The following is a 23654-nucleotide window of genomic DNA, read 5'->3' on the forward strand; positions in this document are numbered from 1 at the left end:
GTCGTTCCCGCGCTCTGCGCGTGTCCGCATGACGGCCAATCCGCGTCGCGGGGCACCGACGTCGTCGCCGCCTGCATCGATGCGCACCTCGCGCATGGCGCGCCGCCCGCGCGCGCCACGCGGCCCCACGCCCCCGGCTGACGGGCGCTTCTTCTTCGCGAGGTCGAGAACGCGGGAAGCGCGTGGAGGGAATGTCCGCGCGCATCTGCGCGGTTTTCCGGCTGCGCGCAGACTCGGCATCGCCTAGCCTGCTATCACCCGAAGGAGAGCCACCCGGACGACCGCCGCCAACGAACGGCAGCGGCCATCGGATGTTCGGGCCGCCGCAGCATCCGCGCCTCGAAGACCAGGGGAAGGCCACTTCGAACGGATGCTGCGGACCTATTCCGGCTTCACCCCGCCGCAGTGACGATGCGCACCGCGCCCTGCAGGGTCCTGTGCACGGGGCATCGCTCCGCCATCTGCAGCAGGCGTTCGCGCGCGGCAGGCGCGAGGTCGCCATCGATCCAGATCGTTCGTTGCAGGCGGTCGACCTTGGCGCCGGCGTCGTTTTCGCAATGTTCGCAGTCGACTTCGTGCACCTTGTCGTGCCGCACGAGCACGCGGATGCCGGTGACGGGGAAGGCCTTGAGTTTGGCGTACGAATGCAACGTCATGGCCGTGCACGCGGCGAGCGCGGCCGACAGCATGCCGTAGGGCGATGGCCCCTGGTCGGTGCCGCCGCGCGGCACCGGCTCGTCGGCCACCGCGGGATGCCCCGCGATATCGAGCGTCGTACGGAAGCCGGTGTTGTCGGATACGGCGTACGCCTCGCCTTCGCGCGTCGGCGCTCCCGCCATGCCTGCATCGGTCTCGCCCATGGTCTCGTCTCCTGTCGGTGCGGGGCGCCCATGCTACCGTCGCCGCACGCGGTCCGCCCGGGCCGGCCAGCGGAGACGACATGGCAAAAGGCACGCACGATTACCGGCCCGATCCACGCAACGAGGCCATCCTCGTCAACGTCAACGGCGAGCTCGTGCCGCGCGCACGCGCGGTCGTTTCCGTGTTCGACAGCGGCTTCGTGCTCGGCGACGGCGTTTGGGAGGGACTGCGCGTGCACGACGGCGGCATCCCGTTCCTCGACCTGCACCTGGACCGGTTGTACGAAGGCGCGCGCGCGCTCGACCTCGACATCGGCCTCGACCGCGAGGCGCTCGTGCGACGCATCGTGGATACGCTGCGGGCGAACCGGATGCGCGACCACGTGCATATCCGGCTCATGGTCACGCGCGGCGTCAAGGCGACGCCGCACCAGGACCCGCGCTTCGTCGTCTCGGACGCGACGATCGTGATCGTGCCCGAGTACAAGCAACCGCTGCCACAGACGCTCGAACACGGGATTCGCCTCTTCACGGTGCACGTCCGTCGCGGCGCTCCCGACGTACAGGATCCCAAACTCAACAGCCACTCCAAGATCAATTGCATCCTCGCCTGCATCCAGGCGCAGAAGGCCGGCTACGACGAAGCGCTCATGCTCGATCCGCACGGCTTCGTGGCGACGTGCAACTCGACCCATTTCTTCATCGTCCGCAAGGGCGAAGTCTGGACCTCGACCGGCAAGTACTGCCTCGGCGGCATCACGCGGTCGAACGTGATCCGGCTCTGCCGAGAACACGGCATCCCTGCATACGAGAAGGATTTCAGCCTCACCGACGTGTACGGAGCCGAAGAGGCGTTCGTCACCGGCACGTTCGCGGGCGTCGTGCCGGTGCACGAGATCGACGGCCGCCGGGTCGGCGGCGGGACGCGCGGGCCGACGGTCGAGCGCCTGCAGCGCGAGTACGTCGCACTCGTGCAGGCGGAAACGCGGTCGGGGACCCGGGTATGACCGCGACACCGGCGGCTCCGCTACGCGTCGCGATGTGGTCCGGACCGCGCAACATCTCGACCGCGATGATGCGCGCGTGGGAGAACCGCGCGGACACGGTCGTCGTCGACGAGCCATTCTATGCCTGCTACCTGCTCGAGACCGGCGTCGATCATCCGGGGCGCGAGGACGTGCTCGCCGCGCAGAGCACCGATCGCGCCGAGGTCGCGGCCTGGCTGGCCGGACCGGTACCGGGCGGCGCGGCGATCTGGTACCAGAAGCACATGACGCAGCACGTTCCGGCCGACATGCCCCTGCAGTGGCTCGATGCGTTGACGCACTGCTTCCTGATCCGTTCGCCGGACGCCGTGGTCGCTTCGTTCACGCAGAACCGCCCGGACGCTGCGACGTGGGAGCTCGGTTTCGAACAGCAGGCGCGCCTGTTCGATCATCTGTGCGATCGCCTCGGAGCCGTGCCTCCCGTCATCGATGCGAGTGATGTGCTGGCCGATCCGCGCGGCGTGCTCTCGGCCTTGTGCGCACGGCTCGGCATCGCCTTCAGCGAGCGCATGTTGCATTGGCCGCCTGGACCGCGCGCGAGCGACGGCGTGTGGGCGCCGTACTGGTATCGCACGGTCGAGCGGTCGACCGGCTTCGCGCCGCGCGACGACGAGCACCAGCCGCGATTGTCCGACTTCCAGCAGCGGCTCGCCGAATCCTGCCGGCCTCACTACGAACGGCTCGCCGGATTTCGCCTGCTCGCGTGAGAGCGGCGCGGGTTCAAATTCCGTTTGTTGCGCCGCATTCAGCAAGCCGGTGCAAGACTTCGCTTGCAACGGTTGGTGACACTCCCTCCCCTGAGTCAATCCCACGTTTGCGCTGCGCGTGAGCGCCGCACAGGGACAAGTCGAACTATCGATCGCCATGGACGGGCGAGGAGCGGCGGGCCTGGCGCAAGTCGGGCCCGCCGTTACCGTTCTCGGGTCCCGCGTCATCGCGCGATCTTCGACTGCGCGCCGTTCAGCGGTGCTGCGCTCAACCTGACCGCGCGAGTGCGGCATGGAGGACGTCGCGATGACGAAGAGCGACTTGACCGATCTCATCACCGGCGGCAATGGCATGTTGCCGCAATGCCCCCCTTGCCGGACCTACGACCTCGACTTGCCGCAGCTCGTGCGCGGCGACGACATCGTCAAGTGCCGCGGCTGCGGCGAGCTGTTCACGTTTGCGTTCGTCGAGTCGCGCACGCTCGAGACCACGCGCGAGGAGCTCGCGCGCACGTTTCCGGGTCTTCCGCTCGATCCGATCTGATCCGCGTACGGCGCCCCGACGGCGCCCGCGTGGTGCGGCATCGACGTGCTTGGCTTCAGGGTCGGGCCGCGGGAGGGCGGTTCCCGTGCGCCGCCATCTGTTCTACGCTCGCGCGATGGGTCCCGAACAGAAGCGCACCGCCGGCGCACTCGTGCGTGCGGTCGTCGTGCTGCAGCTCAAGCTGCTGCTCAATGCCGCGCGCGACCTCGTGCTCATCCCGCTCGCGCTCGCAGCGGCGGTCGCCGATCTCGCGCTGCTCAAGACGGCGGAGCCGCGCCACTTCCGCGCGGTGCTGCGCCTGGGCGAGCTGTCCGATCGGTGGATCGACGTCTGGTCCGGCGGCCGCGACCCCGACGAGGATCCGCGCGAGAACGTCGATGCGCTTCTCGCGCGCGTCGAAGACGTGGTGCGCGACCCGCAAGCAGGCGCGCGCAGGGCGCGTGTCCTCAAGCGATGGGCGGAGCGACAGGTCGCACGCGCGCGACAGCGCGGCGCACGAGCGCAAGGCGGAACGCTGCCGCCGACGAACGAGCGCAGCTGATCGTTCGAACGGCGATTTCCCGCACGGATGCAAGGCGTCCCGCAGGCGCGTCAGCGCCGCGCGAGTACGACGACGGCATCTCAAGCCAGGCTGGGCACCCTGCTTCCCGCCGAGGCGCCTTCCGGGCGGCGTGCGCGATCCAGCGGCCGCGCTTGGGCTATGCTCCCGCCGACCTCGACGGAGTCGTGCATGCGCGAGCTGTATCCGGACATCGAACCCTACCGCAGCGAGCGCCTCGCGGTCGACGACCTCCACACGCTGCACGTCGAGGAATGCGGCAACCCGCGTGGCCTGCCCGTGATATTCCTGCACGGAGGACCCGGCGCGGGCGTCTCGCCCTATCATCGTCGTTTCTTCGATCCCGCGCGTTATCGCATCGTATTGTTCGACCAGCGTGGCGCGGGCAAGTCGACACCGCACGCGGAGCTGCGCGACAACACCACGCAACACCTCGTCGCCGACATCGAGAAGATCCGCGTCCACTGCGGCATCGAGCGCTGGGTCGTGTTCGGCGGCTCGTGGGGCTCGACCCTCGCGCTCGCGTACGCGCAGGCGCATCCGGGGCGCGCGCTCGCCCTCGTGCTGCGAGGCATCTTCCTCGGCCGCCGCGGCGAACTGCGCTGGTTCAACGAACTCGACGGCGGCGCGCGCTGGATCTTCCCGGAACGCTGGCGCCGCTACGTCGAACACATCCCGGAAGCCGAGCGCGGCGAGCTCGTCGAAGCCTACTGGCGCCGCCTCGACGACGCCGACCCCGAGGTGCGCCTCGCGGCCGCGCTCGCATGGGGCTGGTGGGAGGGCGGCAGCACGACACTCGTGCACGATCCCGACGAGAGCGGCAATTTCGAGGAGCCAGCCGTCGCGATCAGCGTGGCGCGCGCCGAGGCGCATTATTTCCGGCATCGCGTATTCCTCGAGCCCGACCAGCTGTTGCGCGACGTCGACCGCATCCGCCACATCCCGGCAACGATCGTGCACGGCCGCTACGACATCATCTGCCCGGTCGCGAGCGCGATCGACCTTGCCTCGGCATGGCCCGAAGCCGCGCTGCACATCGTGCTCGCCGGCCACAGCGCCGCCGATCCCGCGATCGTCGACGTGCTCGTCGGCGCTACGGACGCCCTCGCTGATCGCTTCGCGCCGCGCTGAGCGCGTCCCTTCAGGCACCCGCTCGTTTCAGGCAGCGCCGGTAGCGCTCGTCGACGCGTCGCGCGAACCACTCCGTGGAGAGCTTGCGCGTGATCTTCGGGCTGTGCAACGCGATGCGCGGTACGAGCGCACGCGGCAGCGGCTTGCGTGCGGTACGCTCGGCGAGTTCGAACACGCGTTCGTACAGCGACGTGCGTTCGAAGGCCTCACTGTCGCCACGTTCGAGCGCGCGGCGGATGTCCCGCGCATCGAGATCGAGGCGCCGCGCGAGCGTGCGCAGCGCGCGTTCGGTCTGGCCGGGTTGGTCGAACGCGGCATCCGGCTGCAGCACGTCGCCGTCGAGCGCGAGCGGCACGCCGGCCGCGATGCCCACCGCATTCTGGAACGCTGCATTGCGGCTCGCGTACCAGCCCGCGTTGAAATCGGCGAAGCGGTACAGTGTTTGCGTGTACGGGGCGCGATAGCCGAGCAGGTGGGCCGTGCCGAACCAGACGCCGCCGCGCCGGCTGAACACCTCGTGCCGGATCGATGTCTCGACCGGATACGGGTAGCGGCTCGCGTGCGCTTCGGCGAATGCGATGCTCACCTGCATCGGTCCGCCCGTTCGGACCGGGTTGAGGCGTCCGAACAGGCGTTGACCGAGCGGCACCATGCCGATGAAGTCGTCGAACATCGCGCTCATGTCCCTCTCGGTGCGCACCGCCGCGAGCCGCTCGCGATAGCTGCGTCCGTCCGGCGACGGGATTCGCAACGCGGCGTCGACGAGGAAGTCGGGCAGGTGCAGCGCGGCCGCGCGTCGATCGATCTCGGCGCGCGCGATTCCCGGCAGTCCCGGCACCGGAGGATCGGTGCGGAACGTCGACTCCTGCTCGGCGACGGCGAGCACCGCGCAAACGTTCGCGGCGGTCGGTTCGATGTCCTGCGTACGCAGGGCGGCCTCGATATCCGCGGCCCATCCTTCCCGGTCGCCGACCTGGGCGGGCATCAGCTGCGCGATCTGCGCGCGCACGTCGACAGGGCGGCGCGGCGGCGCCTGCGGACGCGGTGCGAGGCAGCCGGTGAGCGCAACCAGCAGTACGGGTGCCGCGAACCGCCGCAGCGCGATGATGCGATCCATCGATGGCTCTCCTGCGCCGCGACCGGGATCGCGCGATTGCCGGCAGTACCCTTTGACGCCTGCCCGCGTGCGACCGGCACGACCACGGCTAGCTTACGTCCTGTCGAACGCAGCCGCACGACGTACATGGCGCGAGTCATTGCCCGCTCGATGCGTCGGCGCCGACATGGCGCGGGCGGTATCGGTACCGAATTCGAGAAGGCCCTCGTCGCCGGGATCCCGATGGGCCGCCTCGGCGAGCCTGCCGAGATCGCCCGCGTCGCGAAGCTCTTCGCTTCCGAGGACGCATGGCCGACCGGGTAACGCATCATCGCATTCGGCGGCCAGCGCTGATCGGCACGGGTTCCGGGGCTTGCTCGCGCGGCGCCGGAAGCCCTGCCTCGACCGCGTCCTCGAGGGACGCGCGCGGCGTTCTGCTACAGTCGGCCGCCGCCAAGGGGGAATGCCGATGGAACGCGTGCTTTCGCGCCGCGCCTGCGCTGCGCTGCTGGCTTCGACCGCGACGACCGCGTTCGCCGCGCCGATCGATGTCGTCACCGAGCGCTACGACGCTGCGCGCCTCGGCGCGAACCTCGACGAGACCGTACTGACGACGTCGAACGTCGGCGTCGCGACATTCGGCAAGCTGTGGGCGTACCCGGTCAGCGGTTCGGTCTATGCACAGCCGCTCTACGTGCGCAACGTCGCGATCCCGGGCCAGGGCGTACACGACCTCGTCTACGTCGTCACGATGAACGACCGCGTGTACGCATTCGACGCGCACGGCGCAACGACGACTCCCCTGCTTTCGCTCGACATCACGAGCCAGGTTCCGGGTGCGACACCGATCCCGATCCTCGACATCCTCGGCTACAACGACAACATCATCGGCAACGTCGGCATCGAGAGCACGCCGCAGATCGATCTCGCGACGAACACGATGTACCTCGTCGCGCGCACGCGCGAGACGGGTTCGAATTGCGGACCGGTGCAGCCGACGTTCTGCCAGCGCCTGCACGCGCTCGACATCACGACGCTCGCCGAGCTCCCGGGCAGCCCGGTCGTGCTCGGCGGCAGCGTGCCCGGAAACGGCAATGGCAGCGCGGGTGGCGTGCTCACGTTCAACCCGAAGATCCAGGACCAGCGCGCGAGCATCGCGCTCGCCAACGGTCGCGTGTTCATCGCGTGGGGCGCGCACAGCGACCAGTTCGCTTACCACGGCTGGGTCATGGTGCACGACGCGTCGACCTTGCAGCGCACCGCGATATGGACTTCGACGCCGGATGGCACCGCGTTCAACGGCGGCGGCATCTGGATGGCCGGCCGCGCACCCGCGGTCGATGCCGACGGCAACGTCTACTACATGGTCGGCAACGGCACCTACGACGGCGTGCGCAACTTCGGCGAATCGTTCGTGAAGTTCGGCGCGACGCCCGATACGCCGATGCTCGACTGGTTCACGCCGTCGGTGTACGACGAACTCAACCAGGCCGACGCCGACCTCGGCGGCTCCGGGCCGATCCTGTTGCCCGGGACCGACCGCATCGTCGGCGCCGGCAAGAGCGGCGTGTTCTACGTCACGCGCACGACGTCGCTCGGCCATGAATCCGCGGACGACGCCAACATCGTGCAGGTGTTCAGCAATGGCGGCCAGCAGATCAAGGGGGGCCCCGTGTACTGGAACCGCAGCGGCGGGGCCGGTCCGTGGATGTACGTCTGGTCCGACGGCAACAGCCCGATGAAGGCGTACCGGTTCGACGCGTCGGCCGGCACGTTCGACACGACGCCGGCCTCGCAATCGACCTTGTTCTCCAACAATGGCTCTGCCGGCGGGGTGCTCACGCTGTCGGCGAACGGCAGCACGCCGGGCACGGGCGTGCTGTGGTCGTCGATGGCGTTCAGCGGCTCCGATCCGAACAGCGGCGTACACCCGGGCGTGCTGCGCGCGCTCGACGCCGACGACCTCACGCACGAGCTGTGGAACTCGGAACAGGACGCCGCGCGCGACCGCATGGGCAACTGGCCGAAGTTCAGCCCACCGACGGTCGTCGGCGGTCGCGTCTACATGGCGTCGTTCCCGGGCGACGGCGTCGGTGCGGCCACCGTCAGCACGTACGGATTGCTGCCGACGCCGGACTTCGCGCTTGCAGCCACGCCGCGCAATCCGGGCGTGCACCCCGGTGACAGCGTCGTTTACACGATCGACACGAGCGCGCTGCAAGGCTACTCGGGCATGTTGCACTTCGACGTCGCGGGACTGCCACCGGATGCGACCGCGTCGTTCGCCGCGAACGACATCGTCGCGGGCGGCAGCACGACGCTCACCGTGCAGACCGCCGCCTCGATGCCGCCCGGCCCGAACACCTTCGAGGTCACGGCGACGGATGGTACGCTCAGCCACAGCGAGGACATCGGCCTGCATGCGAGCGATGTCGATGCCGGAGCCGGTACGATCAGCGTCGATTTCGTCGGTACCGGCACGCCGATGGACGCCCGTGAGCGTGCGGGCGCGGTCGCCGCGGTGAACTGGAATTCTTTCGCGGGCTCTAGCGGCAGCGCCGCCGGGCTCGTCGACGAAACGGGCAGCGCGACCGCTGCGTCGATCCAATGGTCCGCAGCCGGCGTGTGGAGGCCGTCGATTCCCGACACCGCCGGCGACTTCCGCATGATGGACGGCTATCTCAGCGCGACCGATACGCCCGTCGTGGTCAGCGTGAGCGGGTTAGCCGACGATCCTTCCGGCTACTACGTGCACGTGTACGCCGATGGCGACAACCCGCGCGGCGCATCGACCGCGTCCTGCACGATCGCCGCGTCCGGCGACACACCGCGCACGATCGACGTCGTCGACGCGACGGGTATCGACTTCGCCGGCGACTACCTGCCCGCCGGCGCCGGCCCGGGCAACCATGCCGTGTTCTTCGTCGCTGGCAACGCGTTCACGCTCACCGTCGCGGCGACCGCATCGCTCGGCACGCTGCCACGCGCGGCCCTGAACGGACTGCAGATCGTGCACGGCGATCGCATCTACGGCGACGGCTTCGAGCACGCACCCGTTCGACGATAGGCGTTCGCGCGCACGTCGCATCACTAAAGAATTCGACAGCGGGGTCGGTCCCTCGCGGTGTCTAGTGCGTACCTCCTTCCAGCGAGGTCCGCCCGATGCATCCGTTCCGTCTTTCGCGCAGCGCAGTACGCGCGTTCTCCGTCGCCATCGTCGCGGCGGCCGCCGTACCGGCCTTCGGCTCCGACCACCTCGACACGCCGGCGGTGATCGCCGATCCACGCGCCGACATCGGCGACCTCTATGCGTGGACCTCGCCCGACGGGCGGCAGCTCGAGCTCGTCATGACGATCGTCGGGCACGCGTTTTCGGATCGCCTCGACTACGTGTTTCACGTCGACAGCGGGCCTCGCTTCGGGCGCACGAGCGCGACGACCACGATCGCATGCCGCCTCGCGACCGCGGACGAGATGGAGTGCCGCGCCGGTCATGGCGACTGGGCGCGCGGCGGCAACACGATGCCGGACGGCCTCGACGGCCGTAACGCTCGCTTCCGCGTCTTCGCCGGCCTGCGCGACGATCCGTTCTTCAACAACGTGAAGGGCACGCGCGCGGCCTACCAGGCCGCGGTTGCGGCGTTGCGCGACGGCGCGCCGGTCGACGAGGCCGGTTGTCCCGCGTTCGACGCGGCGACGGTGCGCGAGATCCACGAGCAATGGCGGCACACCGACGGCGGGCCGGCGAAGAACCTGCTCGCGGGATGGACGCCCGCATCGCTCGTCGTTTCGATCGACGTCGCGAGCGTGGCCAAGGGTGGCCGCATGCTAGCGGTCTGGGCGAGTACGTCCGAAGGCGCGCGTCGCATCGACCGTGCGGGACGCCCGCTCACCGGAAACGCCCTGCTCGGCACGACTGCGAGCAACGACGTCGCCGACCGGCTCAAGGAGCAGTACAACGCGGCGACGCCGGCGACGTCCGATCGCTTCGTCGCCGAGATCGAGAAGAACCTCGCGCTCTACGACGGCTTCGACGGTACGTGCGGGAACGCATGGCTGGCCGATCCGAACGCGCGCGCGCATCGCTATCGCACGCTCGCACGCCTGCTCGCGGACGATCGCCTGTGGATCGACACGGCATCGGCGACCTGCACGCAGCCGTTCGCGGTCGAACTCGCCGCACTCGGCGGGCATCGCGGGCACGCCGGCGACTGCGGCGGCCGCACGCCGCTCTACGACGCGATCGACGTCTATCGATCGCTGCTCGCGAACGGCATGACGAGCGGCATCGACGATGGCGTCGACCGCGACGAGCGCGAGCATTCCACCTCGGTGTTCCCGTTCCTCGCCGCGCCGGACGCCAAGGAGCACGCGCGATGAAGCGCAAGCCGCTGATCGCCGCCGCCATCTTCGCGGAGGGCATGCTCGCGGCCCTGCACGCTTCGGCGCACACCGGCGCGGGGCTGCGCGGCGGACTCGTCGCCGGCGCCCTGCATCCGTGGACCGGCTTCGATCACCTGCTCGCGATGGTCGCCGTCGGATTGTGGGGCGCATTCCTCGAGCGCCGTCTCGCCGTGGCCCTCCCGATCGCGTTCCCGCTCATGATGGTCGCCGGCGCCGCGCTCGGCATGCGCGCGACGCCGCTGCCGCCGGTCCAACCCGCCATCGCAACGTCGGTGCTCGTCCTCGGCACCTGCATTGCGTGTGCGTGGCGCGCGCCCGCCTGGCTCGCGCTCACGATCGTCGGCGTATTCGCCTTGTTCCACGGCTACGCGCACGGGCGCGAACTGCCGTCGGCGGCCGATCCCATCGGCTACAGCGCCGGCTTCGTGGTCGCCACCGGACTGCTGCACGTCGGGGGCATCGCGTTCGCCGAGCTCGCCACACGCGTGCCCCGCTTGCCGCTCACGCGTGTCGCAGGCGCCGCGATCGCTGCGGCGGGTATCGCCTTCCTCGATCGATCGCTGGGCCCATGAATGCCGTCGCGCTTCCACTCGTGCTGCTCGGGCTCGCGACCGGCGTCGCGATCGCGCCGGCGGCGCGCAGCACGCGCGCGATCGGCTTCGTCGCGTTCGCCTTGCTCGCCGGTATCGTCGCGAGGCTCGCGTCACCGATCCCACTCGATGCCGCGCTGCGCGGATCCTGGATCGTCATCGGTCTCTGTGCCGGCGCGATCCACCTGCCGCGGACATCCGGGCGTCTCGCGCTCGTGTTCGCGTGCGCGAGCGGTGGCTGCGCCGGCATGCTCGCGGCGTCGTCTGCCGCGTTGCCCGAAGGCTACGTCCTGCCGCCGGCGATCGCGGCGCTTGCGCTCGCATCATGGTGCCTGTGCCACGGGGCACATGTCGCCGTGAAGATCCTGGCGAGCTGGCTCGTCGCGATCGCGTTGCTCATGGCGAGCCTGCACGGCGTGCCCGTGACGCCGGGCGACCGGCTGGATCATCTCGAATAGGTGTCGACATGAATCGCATCGGCCTGTACCTGCGCCGTTCCGTCGCGCTCGCGCTCGCGACCGGCGACGTCGCGGCCCACGACTTCTGGCTGCAGCCACGCGACTTCCGGGTGGAACCCGGCAGCGAGTGGACGATCACCTTGCAGGTCGGGCACGGTGCCGCGCGGCAACGCTCGCCGATCCCGCTGCAGCGCATCGAACGTTTCGACGCGATCGCGCCCGACGGTCGCACCGTTGGCGCGCACGGATCGCTGCATCCCGGGCGCGACGATGCGGACGCGAGCCTGCGCCTCGATGCACCAGGCACGTGGATGGTCGTGCTCGAGACCGACAGCCGCGCGCACAGCCGGTTGCCAGCGCTCCGCTTCAACGACTACCTCGACAGCGAAGGCTTGACGCCCGCACTCGAATGGCGTCGGCGCACGCGACGAATGGATGTCGACGGCTCCGAGATCTACAGCCGCGTCGCGAAGACGCTCGTGCAGGTCGGCCCCGTCGCCTCGCAGGAACATGATCCGACTACGGCACCTGCGGGTCTCGACCTCGAGATCGTGCCCGAACGCAATCCCGTCGCGGAGCCGCGCGCGCCGACGTTGCCGGTGCACGTGCTCTACCACGGCACGGCCCTCGCGGGCGCGCGGATCACGCTGACCCTGCTCGAAGACGATGCCGAACCGGTCGCGATGCGCACGACCGATGCCGCCGGGCGCGCGGTGTTCGAAGTGCCCTCCCACGGCAGCTGGCTGCTCAACGTCGTCTGGACCCGGGTGCTGCCCGAAGGCAGCGACGCCGAGTTCGACACGACGTTCTCGAGCCTGAGTTTCGGCTATCCGGACTCGGAGCCGCCCTAGCCAAGGCCACCGGGCCGCTCCCGATCCAAGACGCGCTGCCGACGACGACGTCGGACTGGAAGGTGCCGGCGTGACCGCTCCCACCCGAACCGAAGTCCCATTGGCTCGTTCCGCACGAGCGCAAATGGTGCTTGAGGGGCAGCGGTCGGTGTCGCCTACTGCGATGCACATCCGTCGCGGAGCATGCCATGCGATTGCGTACTTCGAATCCCCTCGCGTCGATCGCGCTCTTGCTTGCGATGCCCTGCGCCATCGCCGCAGTGGCGCCGGCACCCTCGACAGCCGACGCGTCGCACGATTTCGATTTCGAGATCGGTACCTGGAAAACGCACGTGTCGCGGCGAACGCACCCGTTGAGCGGTTCGAATACGTGGGTCGAACTGGACGGAACGAGCGTCGTTCGCAAAGTGCTCGATGGGCGCGCGAATACCGTCGAACTCGACATCGCCGGTCCCTCGGGCCGAATCAGTGGTGTCGCTCTGCGACTCTATGACGCGTCGGCGCGGCAATGGAGCATCCACTATGCACCGCTCGACGCGGGGGCGTTCACGCCGCCCCTGTTCGGGCGCTTCGAGCACGGCCGCGGCGAATTCCACGGCGCGGACAGCCTCGGCGGTCGCAGCATCTTCGTGCGCTTCGTGATCGCGTGCGCGACGTCCGATACCTGCCGTTTCGAACAGTCCTATTCCGACGATGGCGGTCGTCATTGGGAAGTCAACTGGATCGCGACCGATACGCGCTTGCCCGAGGATCGCTGATCGCGAGGTTTGCTGAGCCACCAACTCGATCCTCGTCCGCTCATCGCGGCCATGCCAGCGCCGGGATCGCATGCCTGGAATGCCCCGGTGTCGGCGCTGCCGGCAGGCAGAGTTCGACGACCTCGTTGCGCGACGGCAAGCCCACGACGAGACAGCGGCGGCGCACGTCGTAGGCTCGACTCATGAACTCGTTCGTCGTGGCGCCGAGCACGCTGTTTCCGGGCCCGACCGGTCCGACGGTCGGCTCGCTCCCTGAAAGCAGCGTGAGCGCACCGGCATCCCGCACGTTCCCATTGTCCCATTGAGGGTTGGCCGCGACGAAATTACCGTCGTCGAGCGGAACTAGGAACGAGCCGATCGCGTCGTAGGCGTGCGTGCCGAACAGGGCTCGAGTGGAGCCGATCACGCCGACGGATCCGATGGTGCCGTCCGCCCACACGACCGCACCCGCGTCGGTCGCATCGCCATTGTCCCAGTTCGGGCTCGCGACTGCGTAGTGGCCGTTCACGAGAGCGATCGATCGTCCGAGCATTTCGTGCGACCCTGCGCCGACCAGCGAATTGGCGACCGTGACCACGCCGCGCGCCCCGGTAGCACCGTCGGCCCAGGTCGCCGCGCCGACTTCCGGCGCACTGCCGTTGTTCCACAGGGGGCTCGTAACCACGTAGTTGCCGTTGGCGAGCGCGAGCGCGCCATTGCCGACGCCGTCATTGATCGTCGAACCGGTCAGCGAGTTCGTCGCATCGACGACACCGGTCGTGCCGGTCGCGCCGTCGCCCCAGGTCGCCGCGCCGCGCGCCCCGTTCCAGCCCGCGCTCAGCACAACGTAGTTCCCGTTCCTCAGGGCGAGGACTCCGTTGCCACCGACGAAGTCGCGCGCGACGGCACCGACGAGTGAGTTCCCGCGAGAGATTTCACCCGCGACGCCGGAAAGGCCATCGCCCCATGTGACGGCACCGCGCGCGTCGGACCATTCGGGTGTCGAAACGACGTAGTTGCCGTTAGTAAGGGCAACCACGCCTGCGCCCACGCCTGAACCCGCGCTACCGTAGAGGGTCCTGCCGGTGGAAAGATCGCCGATGGTCGGTGCGCTGCCATCGAACCATGTAACGCAACTGCCGAAACCGCCCGTGGGAAGCTGCCCGATGTCGGTGGTCACGTAGTTGCCGTTTGCGAGTGGCGTGACGCCACGGCCGACGTCGAAGTATTCGCCGTCGCGGGCGTAGATCGAATTGCCGGCAGCGACCGGCCCACGTGGCAAGCCGCTGCCACCGTCGATCCAGGTGTAGGCAGCCGCACGTCCGTCGCGATGGCTGACGACAACGAAATGGCCGTTGCGCAACGGCGTCATCTGCGAGCCGACGAAACTGTCGCGGGCATTGCCGACGAGTGAATTGGCCGTCGAAACCGTACCCGTAAGCCCCCATCGCGCGTCGACCCAGGTCACGGCACCGGCGTTGGTCGCAGCGCCGTTGGGCCAATAAGGACTCCGGATCACGTAGTTGCCGTTGTCGAGCAACGTGATCCGCTCGAAACCTGGCGCAACGAACGTGTTGTTCACCATGATCGGTCCGCGCGCACCGCTCGTGCCGTCGCCCCAGACGATGCCCTTGTTGGTCAGGAGCCCGACATTCGGTTCGGATGCCAGCACGACGTAGTTGCCATTGGGCAATGACACGACGTCCTGCACGCGATCGTTCGCGGTCCCCGTCAGCGAGTTGGCCGCCGAAACCACGCCCGACACGCCGCTCGACGCGTCGGCCCAGGTGACCGCGCCGACGCCGCCGTTCCAGGACAGACTCACGAGCAGATAGGCGCCATTGGCCAGCACGACGATGCCGCCATCCCCAACCCGATCGCCCGGCGCACTGCCCTTGATCTCGCTGATCATTTCGCCCGAAGGAGCGTAGAGGAAGGCAGCCCCGACCCCGCGTTCGCCGCCCGGCGCGGTGACGGCGATGTTGCCATTCGGCAATACCGCGACCGATTCGCCGAACCGTTCGCTCCCGTCCGGCGCGACGATCGCTGCGAGTGACGCGCCCGGCAACGCGAGAAGCAGGATGCCGAAGCGGCCCCAGGCAGCATGAGCGATAGACCGACCCATCAGGGAGACCCCGTACGACCTTGGAGACGTATCCAGAGTGTGGCCGGGCTGCGACCGCCGCACAAGGAGGCTCGTCGCGCGGATGATGTTCGATCACGCGTGGGCGCGGTTCCTCACCATCATGCCCGCGAGCTCCTTGACCAGCTTCGCCGCGACGCCGAGCGTGAGATCGGCGATGTCGCAACGCGGGTTGTACTCGACGACGTCGGCGCCGACGATCGGCCGATCGATCGACTGGATGATGTCGATCACGCGGCGCACGCTCAAGCCGCCCGGCTCGCGGTGCGAAACGCCCGGAGCGTAGGCGGGATCGAGCGCATCGATGTCGATCGACACGTACACGGGCGAGTCGAAGTCGAGGCGCACCGGTTCGCCGCAACGCGCCGCCTCGACGACGTCGACGCCGAACCGGGCGAACTGGGCACGGTGCTCGTCGTTGATCGTGCGCAATCCGACCTGCACGAGGCGTTCGACGAGCCGTTCTTCCATGATGCGCGCGAACGGCGACGCATGCGAGCGCGGGTTGCCCTGGTAGCTGTCGTAGATGTCCGGGTGCGCGTCGATGTGCAGCACGGATACGCGAGGATGGCGGGACCGCACGCCGCGCAGGATCGGATGCGTGATCGCATGGTCGCCGCCGAGGCATACGAGCGGATCACCCGCTCCGATCGCTTGCGCGACCGCGTGCTCGATCGCCTGCCACGGATCGGTCGCCGCATCGAATCGCAGATCGCCGTGATCGACGATCGCGCCGGGTGCGCCGAGGTCGAAGCCCGTCTCGCTCCACGTGCTGTACGCGTCGCAGAACAGATGCGCGCGGATGCGCGCCGGTGCCTCGGCGGCGCCGCGCAGGTACGACGAATTGTCGTCATTGGGGACGCCGAGCAGGGCGATGCGTGACATCAGGAGGCTCCACCGCAGCCCGTGACGGTAGCCCGACGACGTCGCGAGGTCTACTCCGATCCGGCGCTCGTCGAGGCAGGAAAATCCCTCACGCGGTCACGGCGACTCGAACCCGTCGGCGAAGATCACGTCGGGCGCGCGCTCGATCGCACCCATGTCGTAAGCACCGGCTGCGTCCGGCTTCGGCAGGTCCTGCGGCCGCGCGGTACCGATCAGATCGGGGATGTTGCCAGGGCCGGCGCCACAGGCGTCGACGGCGGGCGAACCCGGGCCGGGTACGTACATGCCCGCGGCATAGGCACCGCTCGTATCCCATTGCGGATCGCCAACGACGAGATCCGTCACGCCCGGCTGGCCGGCGAGCGCGCTGTCCTCGTGCACGAGCACGCAGTTCACGTTGAACGTGGAGCCGACGGGCGCCGCGAGCACGACGCCCGTACCCGCACCGTTGTCGTCCCAGAGCACGCTGTTTCCTGCGCTGAACCCGCCCGGTGCGTCGAAGCGGATCAACGCGTCGTCGTCGCTGCCGTTGTCGGCGATCGTCACGTAACGCAGGTCGACGTAACCGCCCGCCGAACGCACGAGCTCGGGCGCACCGTGGTTGCCCGCGACGTGCGTGTCGATCACGGTCGCACCCGCGCCGGTCGCGCCGATCTGCAGCACGCTCGCGTGCGCGGCATCGTTGTCGGCGAAGACGAGGTTCCACGCGAGCAGGCTCGCGTCGCCCGAAAGCGCGAGCGCACCGCCGATACCGGTCGCATGATTTCCGCGAAAGCGCGGGCAGCCGTCGAATGCGCCGCCGCAACCGAGCGTGATCGGCGCGTCGATCACGAGCAGGCTCGTGTCGGCGTACAGCGCTCCGCCGTCGCCGCCGGCGCTGTTGCCATCGAAATGCACGCCGCGGAACGTCAACGACGAACCGGCGCCGACACCGGTGAGATAAAGGCCGCCACCGCTGCCACCCGCGCTGTTGCCGGAGACCGGCACGGGCTTGAGCGGCGTGCTCGAGCCCAGATTGAAGGTGCCGCCCGATGCCCAGACGCCGCCGCCGTCGCCGACCGCGGTGTTCGCGCGGATGCCGACGTCGGGATCGGACGCCGTCGACGGCGACGGATTCAGCGAGGTCGAGCACGCCTCCTGCGCGATGCCACCGCCGTGCCCTGCCGCCGCATTGCCGGAGATGCTGCAGTAGCGATCGCAGTAGACCTCCGCATTCGCGCAGTAGAGACCGCCGCCGTCCTGCGTCGCGTCGTTGTCGCGGATCGCGGCGGGCGCGGCGTTGCCGACGAAGATCAGCTGCGGGACACCCGCCGGCGTCGCTTCGACGCTCACGCCGCCGCCGTTCGTCGCGGTGTTGTCGTGCACATCCGCCTCGTACAACGTGAGCACGACGTTGCCGCGCACGCGCACCCCACCGCCGTTGCCGGCGTGGTTGCCGCCCGTGATCGCGAGCTGGCCCACGGTGACCTCGAAACGCCGCGCATCGCCCGCAACGCTGCCCTCGATGTCGATGACCGGCGCGCCGCCATTGCCGGTACCGTCGATCACCGCGGGAGCGCTCGCCGCCTGCAGGTGGCACGAGGGCATGCTGCCGTTGAGCGAGAGGCCGCTGCTCGCGGTCGGTGTCGGTATCGAGATCGCGGCGCCGGCGTACGCCTGGGCGCTCGTGACGTAGACGGTGAGGAAGTCCGGGCTCGGCGACGCCGCCCATGCGTCGACGGCTTGCTGGATCGTCGGGTAGTCGCAGTCGGGATCGCTCGCCGGGCCGACGAACACGTACTGGGCCGATGCCGCCGGCGCGACGAGCAAGGCGGCGATGCGGAGCAGCGTAACGGACGGCGGATGCGAGGCGAGTGGCATGGCGGGTCTCCCTTTGCCCCCGATCAACGTCCAAGGGCATCGGAATGAGACATCGACCGCGACTACTTGGTCCGCACGAATGTCTCGACTTCACCCATGTCGCGCGAAGGATCGTAGTCGCTGCCGTTGCGGACGTAGGTCTCGCCCCGCGTGATCCTGCCCTGAGCGTCGATCCGCAGCCAGAATGCGTGCTCGTGCGAACCTTGCGGATCCTGCAGGTTGGCGCCGTCGACGAATTCGAAGCGGTAGGCGCCGGACGCGTCGATGGCTTCGAGCCGCAGCCGCGGCGCGTTGCCCTGCGGGCAGTAGTGGGTCGCGAGCAGCCGATCCCCGTCCATCGTGTAGACGGTCATCGACTGCCGGGTCGGCGACATCGTCCAGCGCTCGACGAGAGCGGCGCCGTTCGCGATCGCGCGGTAGTCGACGACCGTCGCGCTGCCCGGCCGCGCACTCCGCCAGTCTCCTGCGAGCGACTTCAGCCGCTCGAACGCGTCCTTCGCTGCGGGCGCCGCCGTGGACGCGGGGCTTGATGAAAGGGCGAGCGCGACGGCGAGCACGATTCGACGCATCGGCATGCGGGGACTCCGGCGACGATTTGACACCGCACAAGTCTGGCGCGTGCGTTCGTGCGCCGCCAGCCCGTACCCGGCGGACCGTGGTTCGAGGTCGCCTGAACGGATGCCCCGCGCGCGGCGCGGCGTTCGGCGTTCATATAGCCGGTCCCCTGCACGCTGCCGATGCGGACACGCTTCGCGCCACGACAACCCAGGGAGGTTTCCATGTTGCGCACGATCCTGCTCGTCCTGTTGCTGCTGCTGATTCTCGGCGCGTTGCCGTTATGGCCGTACAGCTCCGGCTGGGGCTACTACCCGAGTGGCGGCGGCCTGCTGCTCCTGATCATCCTGCTCGTGCTGCTGTTCCGCTAGCGCGGGTCGCCTCGGCCCTGGCCGCGCGAGCGGCCAGCTCGTCGCGTCGCCCGCGGTCGCGACGCGACGGCGTCTCAGCGATCCTGCGCGGGCGCCGCGTCGGTCCTCGCCGCAGCGCACTCGACACTGCTCGCGGTGACGACGTAACCCGCGCCGCTCTTGCCATCGTCGTCGACCCAGTTCGACGAACCGACGAACGCGCCTTCGTTCGCCTTCAGCTCGGCCGACCAGCCGCTGCGACCATTGCCCATGCCGATGCGGATCGACGTGGCGCTGACCGGACGCCATACGCTCGCGAAATCGGCGTCGGACGCCGGCACGGATTCGACCGCGTAGCTCCCCGGACTCGCCGGTACCTCCGTTCCCGTGAGGCGCACGACGCGCGTCTTCGATGCGTCATCGCCGAAGGTGAGCCGATAGCAGCCAAGCCAGAACGCGAGCCCGGAGGCTGCCGGTTCCGCTGCGGCGGCGCCGATGCCGACGCCGGCATTCGCGAACAGCAGGGACGTGGCGCACACGGCGCCGAGGATACGAAGGGGCATGTTCATGGGCACGCACTATAGCGCCGCCGGCTCGTGGTACCCCGGCGAACTATCGCCGTGTGCGCGCCCGTTCAGCGCCCAGCAGGCCGGAATGGGTACGGTGTGTGGCATGAACCTTTCGCGCGCCCAACTCGACGGCAATCTCGACCAGCTCGAAGCCGACCTGCCCGGCCTGCTCGAATCATCGAGTCGCACCGATGCGCGCGCCGCCTTGCGCACTCGTGGCGACGAAATCCTGCGATCCGCGGCCTCCGAGGACGACCGGCGTCACGCACGCGAGCGCATCGAAGCGATGACGCGCGAACACGGCCTCGGCTGAATCCGCAGGCACTTGCCACGCTGCCGCGCAGGGCACGAGCGGCCGCGTCGACCGTCGACCCGCTCAGTTGAGGTCGCTCGCCGCCTTGACGCGATCGAGCTGCCAGCCCGGCCGCGGACGAGTTCCGTCCGCGCGCAGCCACTCGCGCCCGTTGATGAGCCGGAATCCCGGCATGAGGCCCGCGTTGGCCCAGCGCTGCACCGCTTCGAGCTGGCTCTGGGCAAGCCGGATCGCGAGCACTTCGCCGATGCCGAAGTCGATGTAGATCTCGTACCAGCGTACCCCCGGCGGCGATTCGCGCGCCGGGATGATCAGGCACGGGGAATCCGGTGCGTTCCCGCGCAGGTCGTCGACAATCGGAGCATCCGCCTCGATCTCGAATACCGCGACGCGTTGCCAGCCCTCACGTGATCTCGGGACGCTCATGGCGGTCTCCTCATGCCTCGCGACGGATTTCGCGACAGCACGAGATTCCGCTTTTGCGCCTAATTGCAATTGTGACGCACCCCGCAACGCCGCGCGTTGAGGGATTCTCCCCTGCCGGCCGATCTCAGCGTTCGTGCAGGACCTTCTCGACGTCGACGATGTCGACACCCTGCATCCGGCCGAGCAGCGCATCGAACCACGGCTTGTGCGAACTGCCGACGACCGACAGCACGCGCGCGCCCGGCCGCGCGCCGAACGCGGCGCGGATGTTCGCGACCATGCGCAGGTTGCGCGTTTCCCATCCGGCGACGTAGAGCTGCCCATAGTGCTGCGGCGAAGGGTCGCGCAGCGCCGCACCGAAGTCGGCGGCGATCGCGATGCGCAGCACGTCGGGCCGGTTGACGTAGCGATACAGCGCGAGCATGTCGCCGGCCTTCTTGAGCGCATCCTCGCGGTCCCGCATCGCCCGCGCCTTCGGCCGGGCGGCGTCCCACGCGGCCTGGATCGCGCGACCGTAGGCCTCCTCGTCGTCCACCGCGACGTTGTCGCCGGTGTGGTCGTCGATCGGGAATACGCGCTGCAGTCCCAGGCGCGCGGCGAGTCGCGCCGCGACCTGATCGCTTTCGTTGTTGCGCGAGCCACGCTTGGCCAGCAGATCGACGAGCGATTCGTCGAGCCCGTCGCCCGCATGCCGCTCCGCCGGCGGCAGCTGCAGCCATTGCACGAGCGCGGACGACGGGTCGTTCGCGGCGAGGAACAACGCGGCGAGATGCCGGCGCTGAGCCGGCGTCGGCTGCGCCGGCCATTGCGCGAGCACCTCGTTCGAGGCGGCGATGGCCGCGGGCACGTCGAGCCCGGTCGCCTTCTTCGCCGCTTCGGTGTCCTTGCAATACGGCGAGATGCCGTCCGGCGGGTAGACCTTCGGATGGCGCGCGAGCAGGTCGCACTGCTCGCCGGAAAGATTCTCGATCGTGATCACGTCGGGCTTGAACGCAGCGAGCCGCTCGAGCACGGGGTCGAGCGAGGCCGGATCGAGTTGCTTCATGCCGGAGAGGTGCACGCTGCCGAGCACGAGCACCTGCGCGCGCGGCCCCGCCATCGATGCGTCGAGCGTCGACAGGTCGACATCCGCGTGCGCGCCGCCGGCCAACAGCATGGCCGATCCCACTGCAATCCACTGCTTCCTCATGCGTCGCTCCGGGCACGGTCCGCGACCGCACGGCGCGATCGCGCGGGATCCGCGGCCCCGCGAGGCGATCGATCGACGCCACCGGCGGCCACGCTGTTTCCCGTCGCCGCTTCGATGCCCGAAGCGCGTGGAGGGTTTAAGCGCGCGCGAGCGGCCGCCGCGCGCGAACATCCTGCAACCCGCAGGCGATGCCGGAGCGCGAAGAGCACGGGCCGGAACGGCGGCGACCGAACCGCGCGACACCCAACACGCCGCAGTCCCGACCCATGCAGCCGTACGCGCCTATCGCGGCTCGTCGCCGCGTGGCGCATGATCCTCGAGGTCGCGCATGACCTCGGCATCCTTTTCGTCGCCGGGCCTGGCGTGCGCAAGGCCTTCGCGTTCCTCCGCCGTGGGCGCGTCCGTCGCGTCCTCGGCCGATCCCTTGATCGTCCTCCCGCCCCGGGTGTGCTCCTTCACGAAGCGCTCGGCGTCTTCCTGGTAGCGGCGGGCGGACTCGTAATCGCCTTCGCCCTGGATCTTGTCGTCGATCATCTGCGTGCTCCATCGGTTTCGCGGTGCCATGCGCGCACGCGTGCACGCATCGCGTTGCATGCATAGCAAGCTCCGGATGAACGCCGTCCCCCGCGCGCCGCCGCGGTTTGGCCCGGCTTCAGCGGCGGGCGCGCGCTCGCCGAGGCAACACTTCAGTCACATGCGCGCGAATGCGGCGAACGTGTACGGTCGACCCACCCACCATGACCGGGACGCCGATGACACGTTGCCCTGCCCTGGCGAGCGTCGCCCTCGCCGCTGCGATGAGCGTGTCCTGGGCGGCGCGCGCCGAACCTTACGCCGCCGTGATCCACACCGACGACGTGGATCGCTTCTATCGACTGTACGACGCGACGCACGGGCATCCGAGCGCGGAGCAATTGCAGCGCGATTACCTCGATGTCGGCACGGAAGGCCTGCACGAACTCGCCCGGCAACGCCGTGTCACGGGCGCGCGCATCGCCGAGACGCTCGCGCAGCGGCCCGCGCTGTATGCGGACGCGAAGCGTTGCCTGGCCGTGCTCCCGCGCGTGCGCGGGCGCCTCGCGACCGCGATCGCGACGCTCGCCAGGCTCCATCCGCAGTCGCAGCTGCCGCCCGTGACGATCGCGGTCGGCCGCGGCAAGCCGGTCGGCATCGGTAGCCCCCTCACGGGCGTGCAGATCGGCCTCGAGGCGCTGTGCGCAACGGAGTGGCTCAATCCCGACGTCGAGCAACGCTTCGTCACCGTCATCGCGCACGAATACGCGCACACGCAGCAGGCCGCGGCGCTCGTCGACAAGGAGCATCCGACCGTGCTCGAGGGCTCGCTGGTCGAGGGCGCGGCGGAATTCGTCGCCGAGCTCATCGCCGGGCATGCGTCGTACGCGTACTTCCCGGCGCTCACGCGCGGTCGCGAACGGGCGATCGAAACCGCGTTCGCCGCGGACCTCGACAAGACCGATCTCTCCGATTGGCTCTACAACAGTACGCCCGACAAGCCTGCGGACCTCGGTTACTGGGTCGGCTATCGCATCGTCAAGGCGTACTACCTGCATGCGTCGGACAAGCGTGTCGCGCTGAGCGACATCTTCGCGATGACCGACGCTCATGCGTTCCTCGAGAAGAGCGGCTGGCAGCCGGGTATCGAGCTGCACTAGGGCGCGGTCAGCGGCTTCGCGCGGCGCGATTCAGGCCAGGATCGACGCGAACGCCGCGATGCGACCGGGCTCGACCGGCGCCGTCGGCACGAGCCAGGCCTCGCCCCCGATGGCGCTCGTACAGGGTCCGTAGCTGCACACGCGAATCGGGCGCTGTGACGCCTGCGCGCGAAGCGCATCGAGCACCGCGCGCAGGATCGGACCGCCGAACGGCGTATAGAGGTAGAACACCGTGCCCGTGGAAAGATCCGCGACGCGCGCGTCCTGTTCAAAGAAGGCGACGCGGTCGAGCTTCAAGGCCATCGCCGCTGCGCGCGAGCGCGCGACGTAGGCGCCTTGCAGCTCGATGCCGATCGCGCGCGCGTCCGTGCACAAGCCGACCAGCAGCGGCACGTGGCCAAGACCGGAGCCGAGGTCGACGAGCACGTCGTCGCGTCCGAGCGCCGCGCGTTCGAAGAGATCGAACACATGGCGCGCTGGCGTGGGCTGGTAGAAGACCATCCCTTCGGCGAGAGGCTCCGCACCATCGGGCTCGTCGAGTCCAAGGATGCCGGCGACGAGGTCGTCCCGATGATCGTAGCGGTCACCACCCGCGACGGCACCCTCCGCGGCGAGTCGAAGCAGGCGTTCGCGGCCGCGACCGCGCTGCAGGTCGGCGCGCAGCGCCTCGAACAGGCGCCGATCGACGGCCTCGAGACGGGCGCGCAG

Annotated in this window: 26 protein-coding genes; 15 read left to right on the forward strand and 11 right to left on the reverse strand. The window is 69.3% G+C overall.

Going from position 1 to position 23654, the window contains the following annotated elements; translation table 11 throughout:
• Positions 1–392: 392 nt before the first annotated feature.
• On the reverse strand, positions 393–860 hold the full coding sequence (locus tag VI238_RS08325) for an OsmC family protein (RefSeq protein WP_331650338.1): 468 nt from the start codon (positions 858–860) through the stop codon (positions 393–395).
• An 80-nt stretch (positions 861–940) separates the two neighbouring features.
• Here VI238_RS08325 and VI238_RS08330 point away from each other — a divergent pair, with 80 nt between their 5' ends.
• The 5 genes from VI238_RS08330 to pip all read left to right on the forward strand — a co-directional run bounded on the left by VI238_RS08330 (position 941) and on the right by pip (position 4847).
• Positions 941–1867 (forward strand): aminotransferase class IV, encoded by a 927-nt coding sequence (locus tag VI238_RS08330; protein WP_331650340.1) that lies wholly within the window; start codon positions 941–943, stop codon positions 1865–1867.
• Positions 1864–2613: a hypothetical protein gene (locus VI238_RS08335; protein WP_331650342.1), complete on the forward strand. Its 750-nt coding sequence runs from the start codon at positions 1864–1866 to the stop codon at positions 2611–2613. The genes VI238_RS08330 and VI238_RS08335 overlap by 4 nt, the downstream gene beginning before the upstream one ends.
• Positions 2614–2920: 307 nt before the next feature.
• Positions 2921–3157, forward strand: a complete 237-nt coding sequence (locus VI238_RS08340) for a hypothetical protein (RefSeq protein WP_331650344.1) — start codon at positions 2921–2923, stop codon at positions 3155–3157.
• A gap of 85 nt (positions 3158–3242) precedes the next feature.
• Positions 3243–3698: a hypothetical protein gene (locus VI238_RS08345; protein ID WP_331650346.1), complete on the forward strand. Its 456-nt coding sequence runs from the start codon at positions 3243–3245 to the stop codon at positions 3696–3698.
• A 189-nt stretch (positions 3699–3887) separates the two neighbouring features.
• Positions 3888–4847, forward strand: coding sequence for a prolyl aminopeptidase (pip, locus tag VI238_RS08350; RefSeq protein ID WP_331650348.1), 960 nt, complete (start codon positions 3888–3890; stop codon positions 4845–4847).
• A gap of 10 nt (positions 4848–4857) precedes the next feature.
• On the opposite strand, the gene VI238_RS08355 is transcribed toward pip, so the two are convergent.
• Positions 4858–5964 carry a DUF1615 domain-containing protein gene (locus VI238_RS08355; protein ID WP_331650350.1) on the reverse strand — a complete coding sequence of 369 codons (1107 nt, stop codon included), beginning with the start codon at positions 5962–5964 and terminating at the stop codon, positions 4858–4860.
• A gap of 448 nt (positions 5965–6412) precedes the next feature.
• Between VI238_RS08355 and VI238_RS08360 the strand changes: the two genes are divergently transcribed.
• The 6 genes from VI238_RS08360 (at position 6413) to VI238_RS08385 (ending at position 13004) form a co-directional block, all read left to right on the forward strand.
• Entirely contained in the window at positions 6413–9010 is a 2598-nt protein-coding gene (locus VI238_RS08360) for a PQQ-binding-like beta-propeller repeat protein (protein ID WP_331650352.1), read from the forward strand.
• Positions 9011–9105: 95 nt separating this feature from the next.
• Positions 9106–10323, forward strand: a complete 1218-nt coding sequence (locus tag VI238_RS08365; protein WP_331650354.1) for a DUF4331 family protein — start codon at positions 9106–9108, stop codon at positions 10321–10323.
• Entirely contained in the window at positions 10320–10919 is a 600-nt protein-coding gene (locus VI238_RS08370; protein ID WP_331650356.1) for a HupE/UreJ family protein, read from the forward strand. The genes VI238_RS08365 and VI238_RS08370 overlap by 4 nt, the downstream gene beginning before the upstream one ends.
• Positions 10916–11395 carry a hypothetical protein gene (locus VI238_RS08375; protein ID WP_331650358.1) on the forward strand — a complete coding sequence of 160 codons (480 nt, stop codon included), beginning with the start codon at positions 10916–10918 and terminating at the stop codon, positions 11393–11395. The genes VI238_RS08370 and VI238_RS08375 overlap by 4 nt, the downstream gene beginning before the upstream one ends.
• Positions 11396–11403: 8 nt before the next feature.
• Positions 11404–12246: a DUF4198 domain-containing protein gene (locus tag VI238_RS08380; protein ID WP_331650360.1), complete on the forward strand. Its 843-nt coding sequence runs from the start codon at positions 11404–11406 to the stop codon at positions 12244–12246.
• A gap of 353 nt (positions 12247–12599) precedes the next feature.
• Positions 12600–13004 carry a hypothetical protein gene (locus VI238_RS08385; protein ID WP_331650362.1) on the forward strand — a complete coding sequence of 135 codons (405 nt, stop codon included), beginning with the start codon at positions 12600–12602 and terminating at the stop codon, positions 13002–13004.
• 40 nt (positions 13005–13044) lie between these two features.
• On the opposite strand, the gene VI238_RS08390 is transcribed toward VI238_RS08385, so the two are convergent.
• From VI238_RS08390 to VI238_RS08405, 4 genes are all read right to left on the reverse strand, one after another.
• On the reverse strand, positions 13045–15108 hold the full coding sequence (locus VI238_RS08390) for a hypothetical protein (RefSeq protein WP_331650364.1): 2064 nt from the start codon (positions 15106–15108) through the stop codon (positions 13045–13047).
• 93 nt (positions 15109–15201) lie between these two features.
• The gene (locus VI238_RS08395; protein WP_331650366.1) at positions 15202–16011 is read right to left on the reverse strand and encodes an arginase family protein; all 810 of its coding nucleotides are present in this window, start codon (positions 16009–16011) and stop codon (positions 15202–15204) included.
• 96 nt (positions 16012–16107) lie between these two features.
• Positions 16108–17871, reverse strand: coding sequence for a hypothetical protein (locus VI238_RS08400; RefSeq protein ID WP_331650368.1), 1764 nt, complete (start codon positions 17869–17871; stop codon positions 16108–16110).
• Positions 17872–17933: 62 nt separating this feature from the next.
• Positions 17934–18446: a hypothetical protein gene (locus VI238_RS08405; RefSeq protein WP_331650370.1), complete on the reverse strand. Its 513-nt coding sequence runs from the start codon at positions 18444–18446 to the stop codon at positions 17934–17936.
• A 204-nt stretch (positions 18447–18650) separates the two neighbouring features.
• Here VI238_RS08405 and VI238_RS08410 point away from each other — a divergent pair, with 204 nt between their 5' ends.
• Entirely contained in the window at positions 18651–18797 is a 147-nt protein-coding gene (locus VI238_RS08410; RefSeq protein WP_414650040.1) for a DUF3309 family protein, read from the forward strand.
• Between the two features lie 74 nt (positions 18798–18871).
• Here the strand turns inward: VI238_RS08410 and VI238_RS08415 are convergent, their stop codons facing one another.
• Positions 18872–19345 (reverse strand): hypothetical protein, encoded by a 474-nt coding sequence (locus VI238_RS08415; RefSeq protein ID WP_331650372.1) that lies wholly within the window; start codon positions 19343–19345, stop codon positions 18872–18874.
• Between the two features lie 103 nt (positions 19346–19448).
• Here VI238_RS08415 and VI238_RS08420 point away from each other — a divergent pair, with 103 nt between their 5' ends.
• Complete coding sequence (locus VI238_RS08420; RefSeq protein WP_331650374.1) at positions 19449–19658, forward strand: hypothetical protein; 210 nt, start codon at positions 19449–19451, stop codon at positions 19656–19658.
• Between the two features lie 63 nt (positions 19659–19721).
• Here the strand turns inward: VI238_RS08420 and VI238_RS08425 are convergent, their stop codons facing one another.
• From VI238_RS08425 to VI238_RS08435, 3 genes are all read right to left on the reverse strand, one after another.
• The gene (locus VI238_RS08425) at positions 19722–20084 is read right to left on the reverse strand and encodes a hypothetical protein (protein WP_331650376.1); all 363 of its coding nucleotides are present in this window, start codon (positions 20082–20084) and stop codon (positions 19722–19724) included.
• A 124-nt stretch (positions 20085–20208) separates the two neighbouring features.
• On the reverse strand, positions 20209–21273 hold the full coding sequence (locus VI238_RS08430; protein WP_331650378.1) for a DUF5694 domain-containing protein: 1065 nt from the start codon (positions 21271–21273) through the stop codon (positions 20209–20211).
• Positions 21274–21555: 282 nt separating this feature from the next.
• Positions 21556–21807 carry a hypothetical protein gene (locus VI238_RS08435; protein ID WP_331650380.1) on the reverse strand — a complete coding sequence of 84 codons (252 nt, stop codon included), beginning with the start codon at positions 21805–21807 and terminating at the stop codon, positions 21556–21558.
• Positions 21808–22070: 263 nt separating this feature from the next.
• On the opposite strand from VI238_RS08435, the gene VI238_RS08440 reads away from it, so the two are divergent.
• Entirely contained in the window at positions 22071–22946 is an 876-nt protein-coding gene (locus VI238_RS08440; protein WP_331650382.1) for a DUF2268 domain-containing putative Zn-dependent protease, read from the forward strand.
• Positions 22947–22976: 30 nt separating this feature from the next.
• Here the strand turns inward: VI238_RS08440 and VI238_RS08445 are convergent, their stop codons facing one another.
• Positions 22977–23243 carry a hypothetical protein gene (locus VI238_RS08445; protein ID WP_331650384.1) on the reverse strand — a complete coding sequence of 89 codons (267 nt, stop codon included), beginning with the start codon at positions 23241–23243 and terminating at the stop codon, positions 22977–22979.
• A 39-nt stretch (positions 23244–23282) separates the two neighbouring features.
• Between VI238_RS08445 and VI238_RS08450 the strand changes: the two genes are divergently transcribed.
• A partial coding sequence (locus tag VI238_RS08450) for a hypothetical protein (protein ID WP_331650386.1) occupies positions 23283–23654 on the forward strand: 372 nt, incomplete at its 3' end.

This window comes from Dokdonella sp., from assembly GCF_036518555.1.
In the GTDB taxonomy this organism is placed as follows: Bacteria; Pseudomonadota; Gammaproteobacteria; order Xanthomonadales; family Rhodanobacteraceae; genus Dokdonella_A.

Excerpts from the sequence above, each read along its gene's own strand:
- VI238_RS08425 (WP_331650376.1), bottom strand. The coding sequence starts at position 20,084 with ATGAGCGTCCCGAGATCACGTGAGGGCTGGCAACGCGTCGCGGTATTC.
- VI238_RS08435 (WP_331650380.1), bottom strand. The coding sequence starts at position 21,807 with ATGATCGACGACAAGATCCAGGGCGAAGGCGATTACGAGTCCGCCCGC.
- VI238_RS08340 (WP_331650344.1), top strand. The coding sequence starts at position 2,921 with ATGACGAAGAGCGACTTGACCGATCTCATCACCGGCGGCAATGGCATG.
- VI238_RS08360 (WP_331650352.1), top strand. The coding sequence starts at position 6,413 with ATGGAACGCGTGCTTTCGCGCCGCGCCTGCGCTGCGCTGCTGGCTTCG.
- VI238_RS08325 (WP_331650338.1), bottom strand. The coding sequence starts at position 860 with ATGGGCGAGACCGATGCAGGCATGGCGGGAGCGCCGACGCGCGAAGGC.
- VI238_RS08395 (WP_331650366.1), bottom strand. The coding sequence starts at position 16,011 with ATGTCACGCATCGCCCTGCTCGGCGTCCCCAATGACGACAATTCGTCG.
- VI238_RS08365 (WP_331650354.1), top strand. The coding sequence starts at position 9,106 with ATGCATCCGTTCCGTCTTTCGCGCAGCGCAGTACGCGCGTTCTCCGTC.
- VI238_RS08410 (WP_414650040.1), top strand. The coding sequence starts at position 18,651 with ATGTTGCGCACGATCCTGCTCGTCCTGTTGCTGCTGCTGATTCTCGGC.
- VI238_RS08415 (WP_331650372.1), bottom strand. The coding sequence starts at position 19,345 with ATGAACATGCCCCTTCGTATCCTCGGCGCCGTGTGCGCCACGTCCCTG.
- pip (WP_331650348.1), top strand. The coding sequence starts at position 3,888 with ATGCGCGAGCTGTATCCGGACATCGAACCCTACCGCAGCGAGCGCCTC.
- VI238_RS08440 (WP_331650382.1), top strand. The coding sequence starts at position 22,071 with ATGAGCGTGTCCTGGGCGGCGCGCGCCGAACCTTACGCCGCCGTGATC.
- VI238_RS08335 (WP_331650342.1), top strand. The coding sequence starts at position 1,864 with ATGACCGCGACACCGGCGGCTCCGCTACGCGTCGCGATGTGGTCCGGA.
- VI238_RS08400 (WP_331650368.1), bottom strand. The coding sequence starts at position 17,871 with ATGCCACTCGCCTCGCATCCGCCGTCCGTTACGCTGCTCCGCATCGCC.
- VI238_RS08405 (WP_331650370.1), bottom strand. The coding sequence starts at position 18,446 with ATGCCGATGCGTCGAATCGTGCTCGCCGTCGCGCTCGCCCTTTCATCA.
- VI238_RS08375 (WP_331650358.1), top strand. The coding sequence starts at position 10,916 with ATGAATGCCGTCGCGCTTCCACTCGTGCTGCTCGGGCTCGCGACCGGC.
- VI238_RS08430 (WP_331650378.1), bottom strand. The coding sequence starts at position 21,273 with ATGAGGAAGCAGTGGATTGCAGTGGGATCGGCCATGCTGTTGGCCGGC.
- VI238_RS08355 (WP_331650350.1), bottom strand. The coding sequence starts at position 5,964 with ATGGATCGCATCATCGCGCTGCGGCGGTTCGCGGCACCCGTACTGCTG.
- VI238_RS08380 (WP_331650360.1), top strand. The coding sequence starts at position 11,404 with ATGAATCGCATCGGCCTGTACCTGCGCCGTTCCGTCGCGCTCGCGCTC.
- VI238_RS08420 (WP_331650374.1), top strand. The coding sequence starts at position 19,449 with ATGAACCTTTCGCGCGCCCAACTCGACGGCAATCTCGACCAGCTCGAA.
- VI238_RS08370 (WP_331650356.1), top strand. The coding sequence starts at position 10,320 with ATGAAGCGCAAGCCGCTGATCGCCGCCGCCATCTTCGCGGAGGGCATG.
- VI238_RS08330 (WP_331650340.1), top strand. The coding sequence starts at position 941 with ATGGCAAAAGGCACGCACGATTACCGGCCCGATCCACGCAACGAGGCC.
- VI238_RS08390 (WP_331650364.1), bottom strand. The coding sequence starts at position 15,108 with ATGGGTCGGTCTATCGCTCATGCTGCCTGGGGCCGCTTCGGCATCCTG.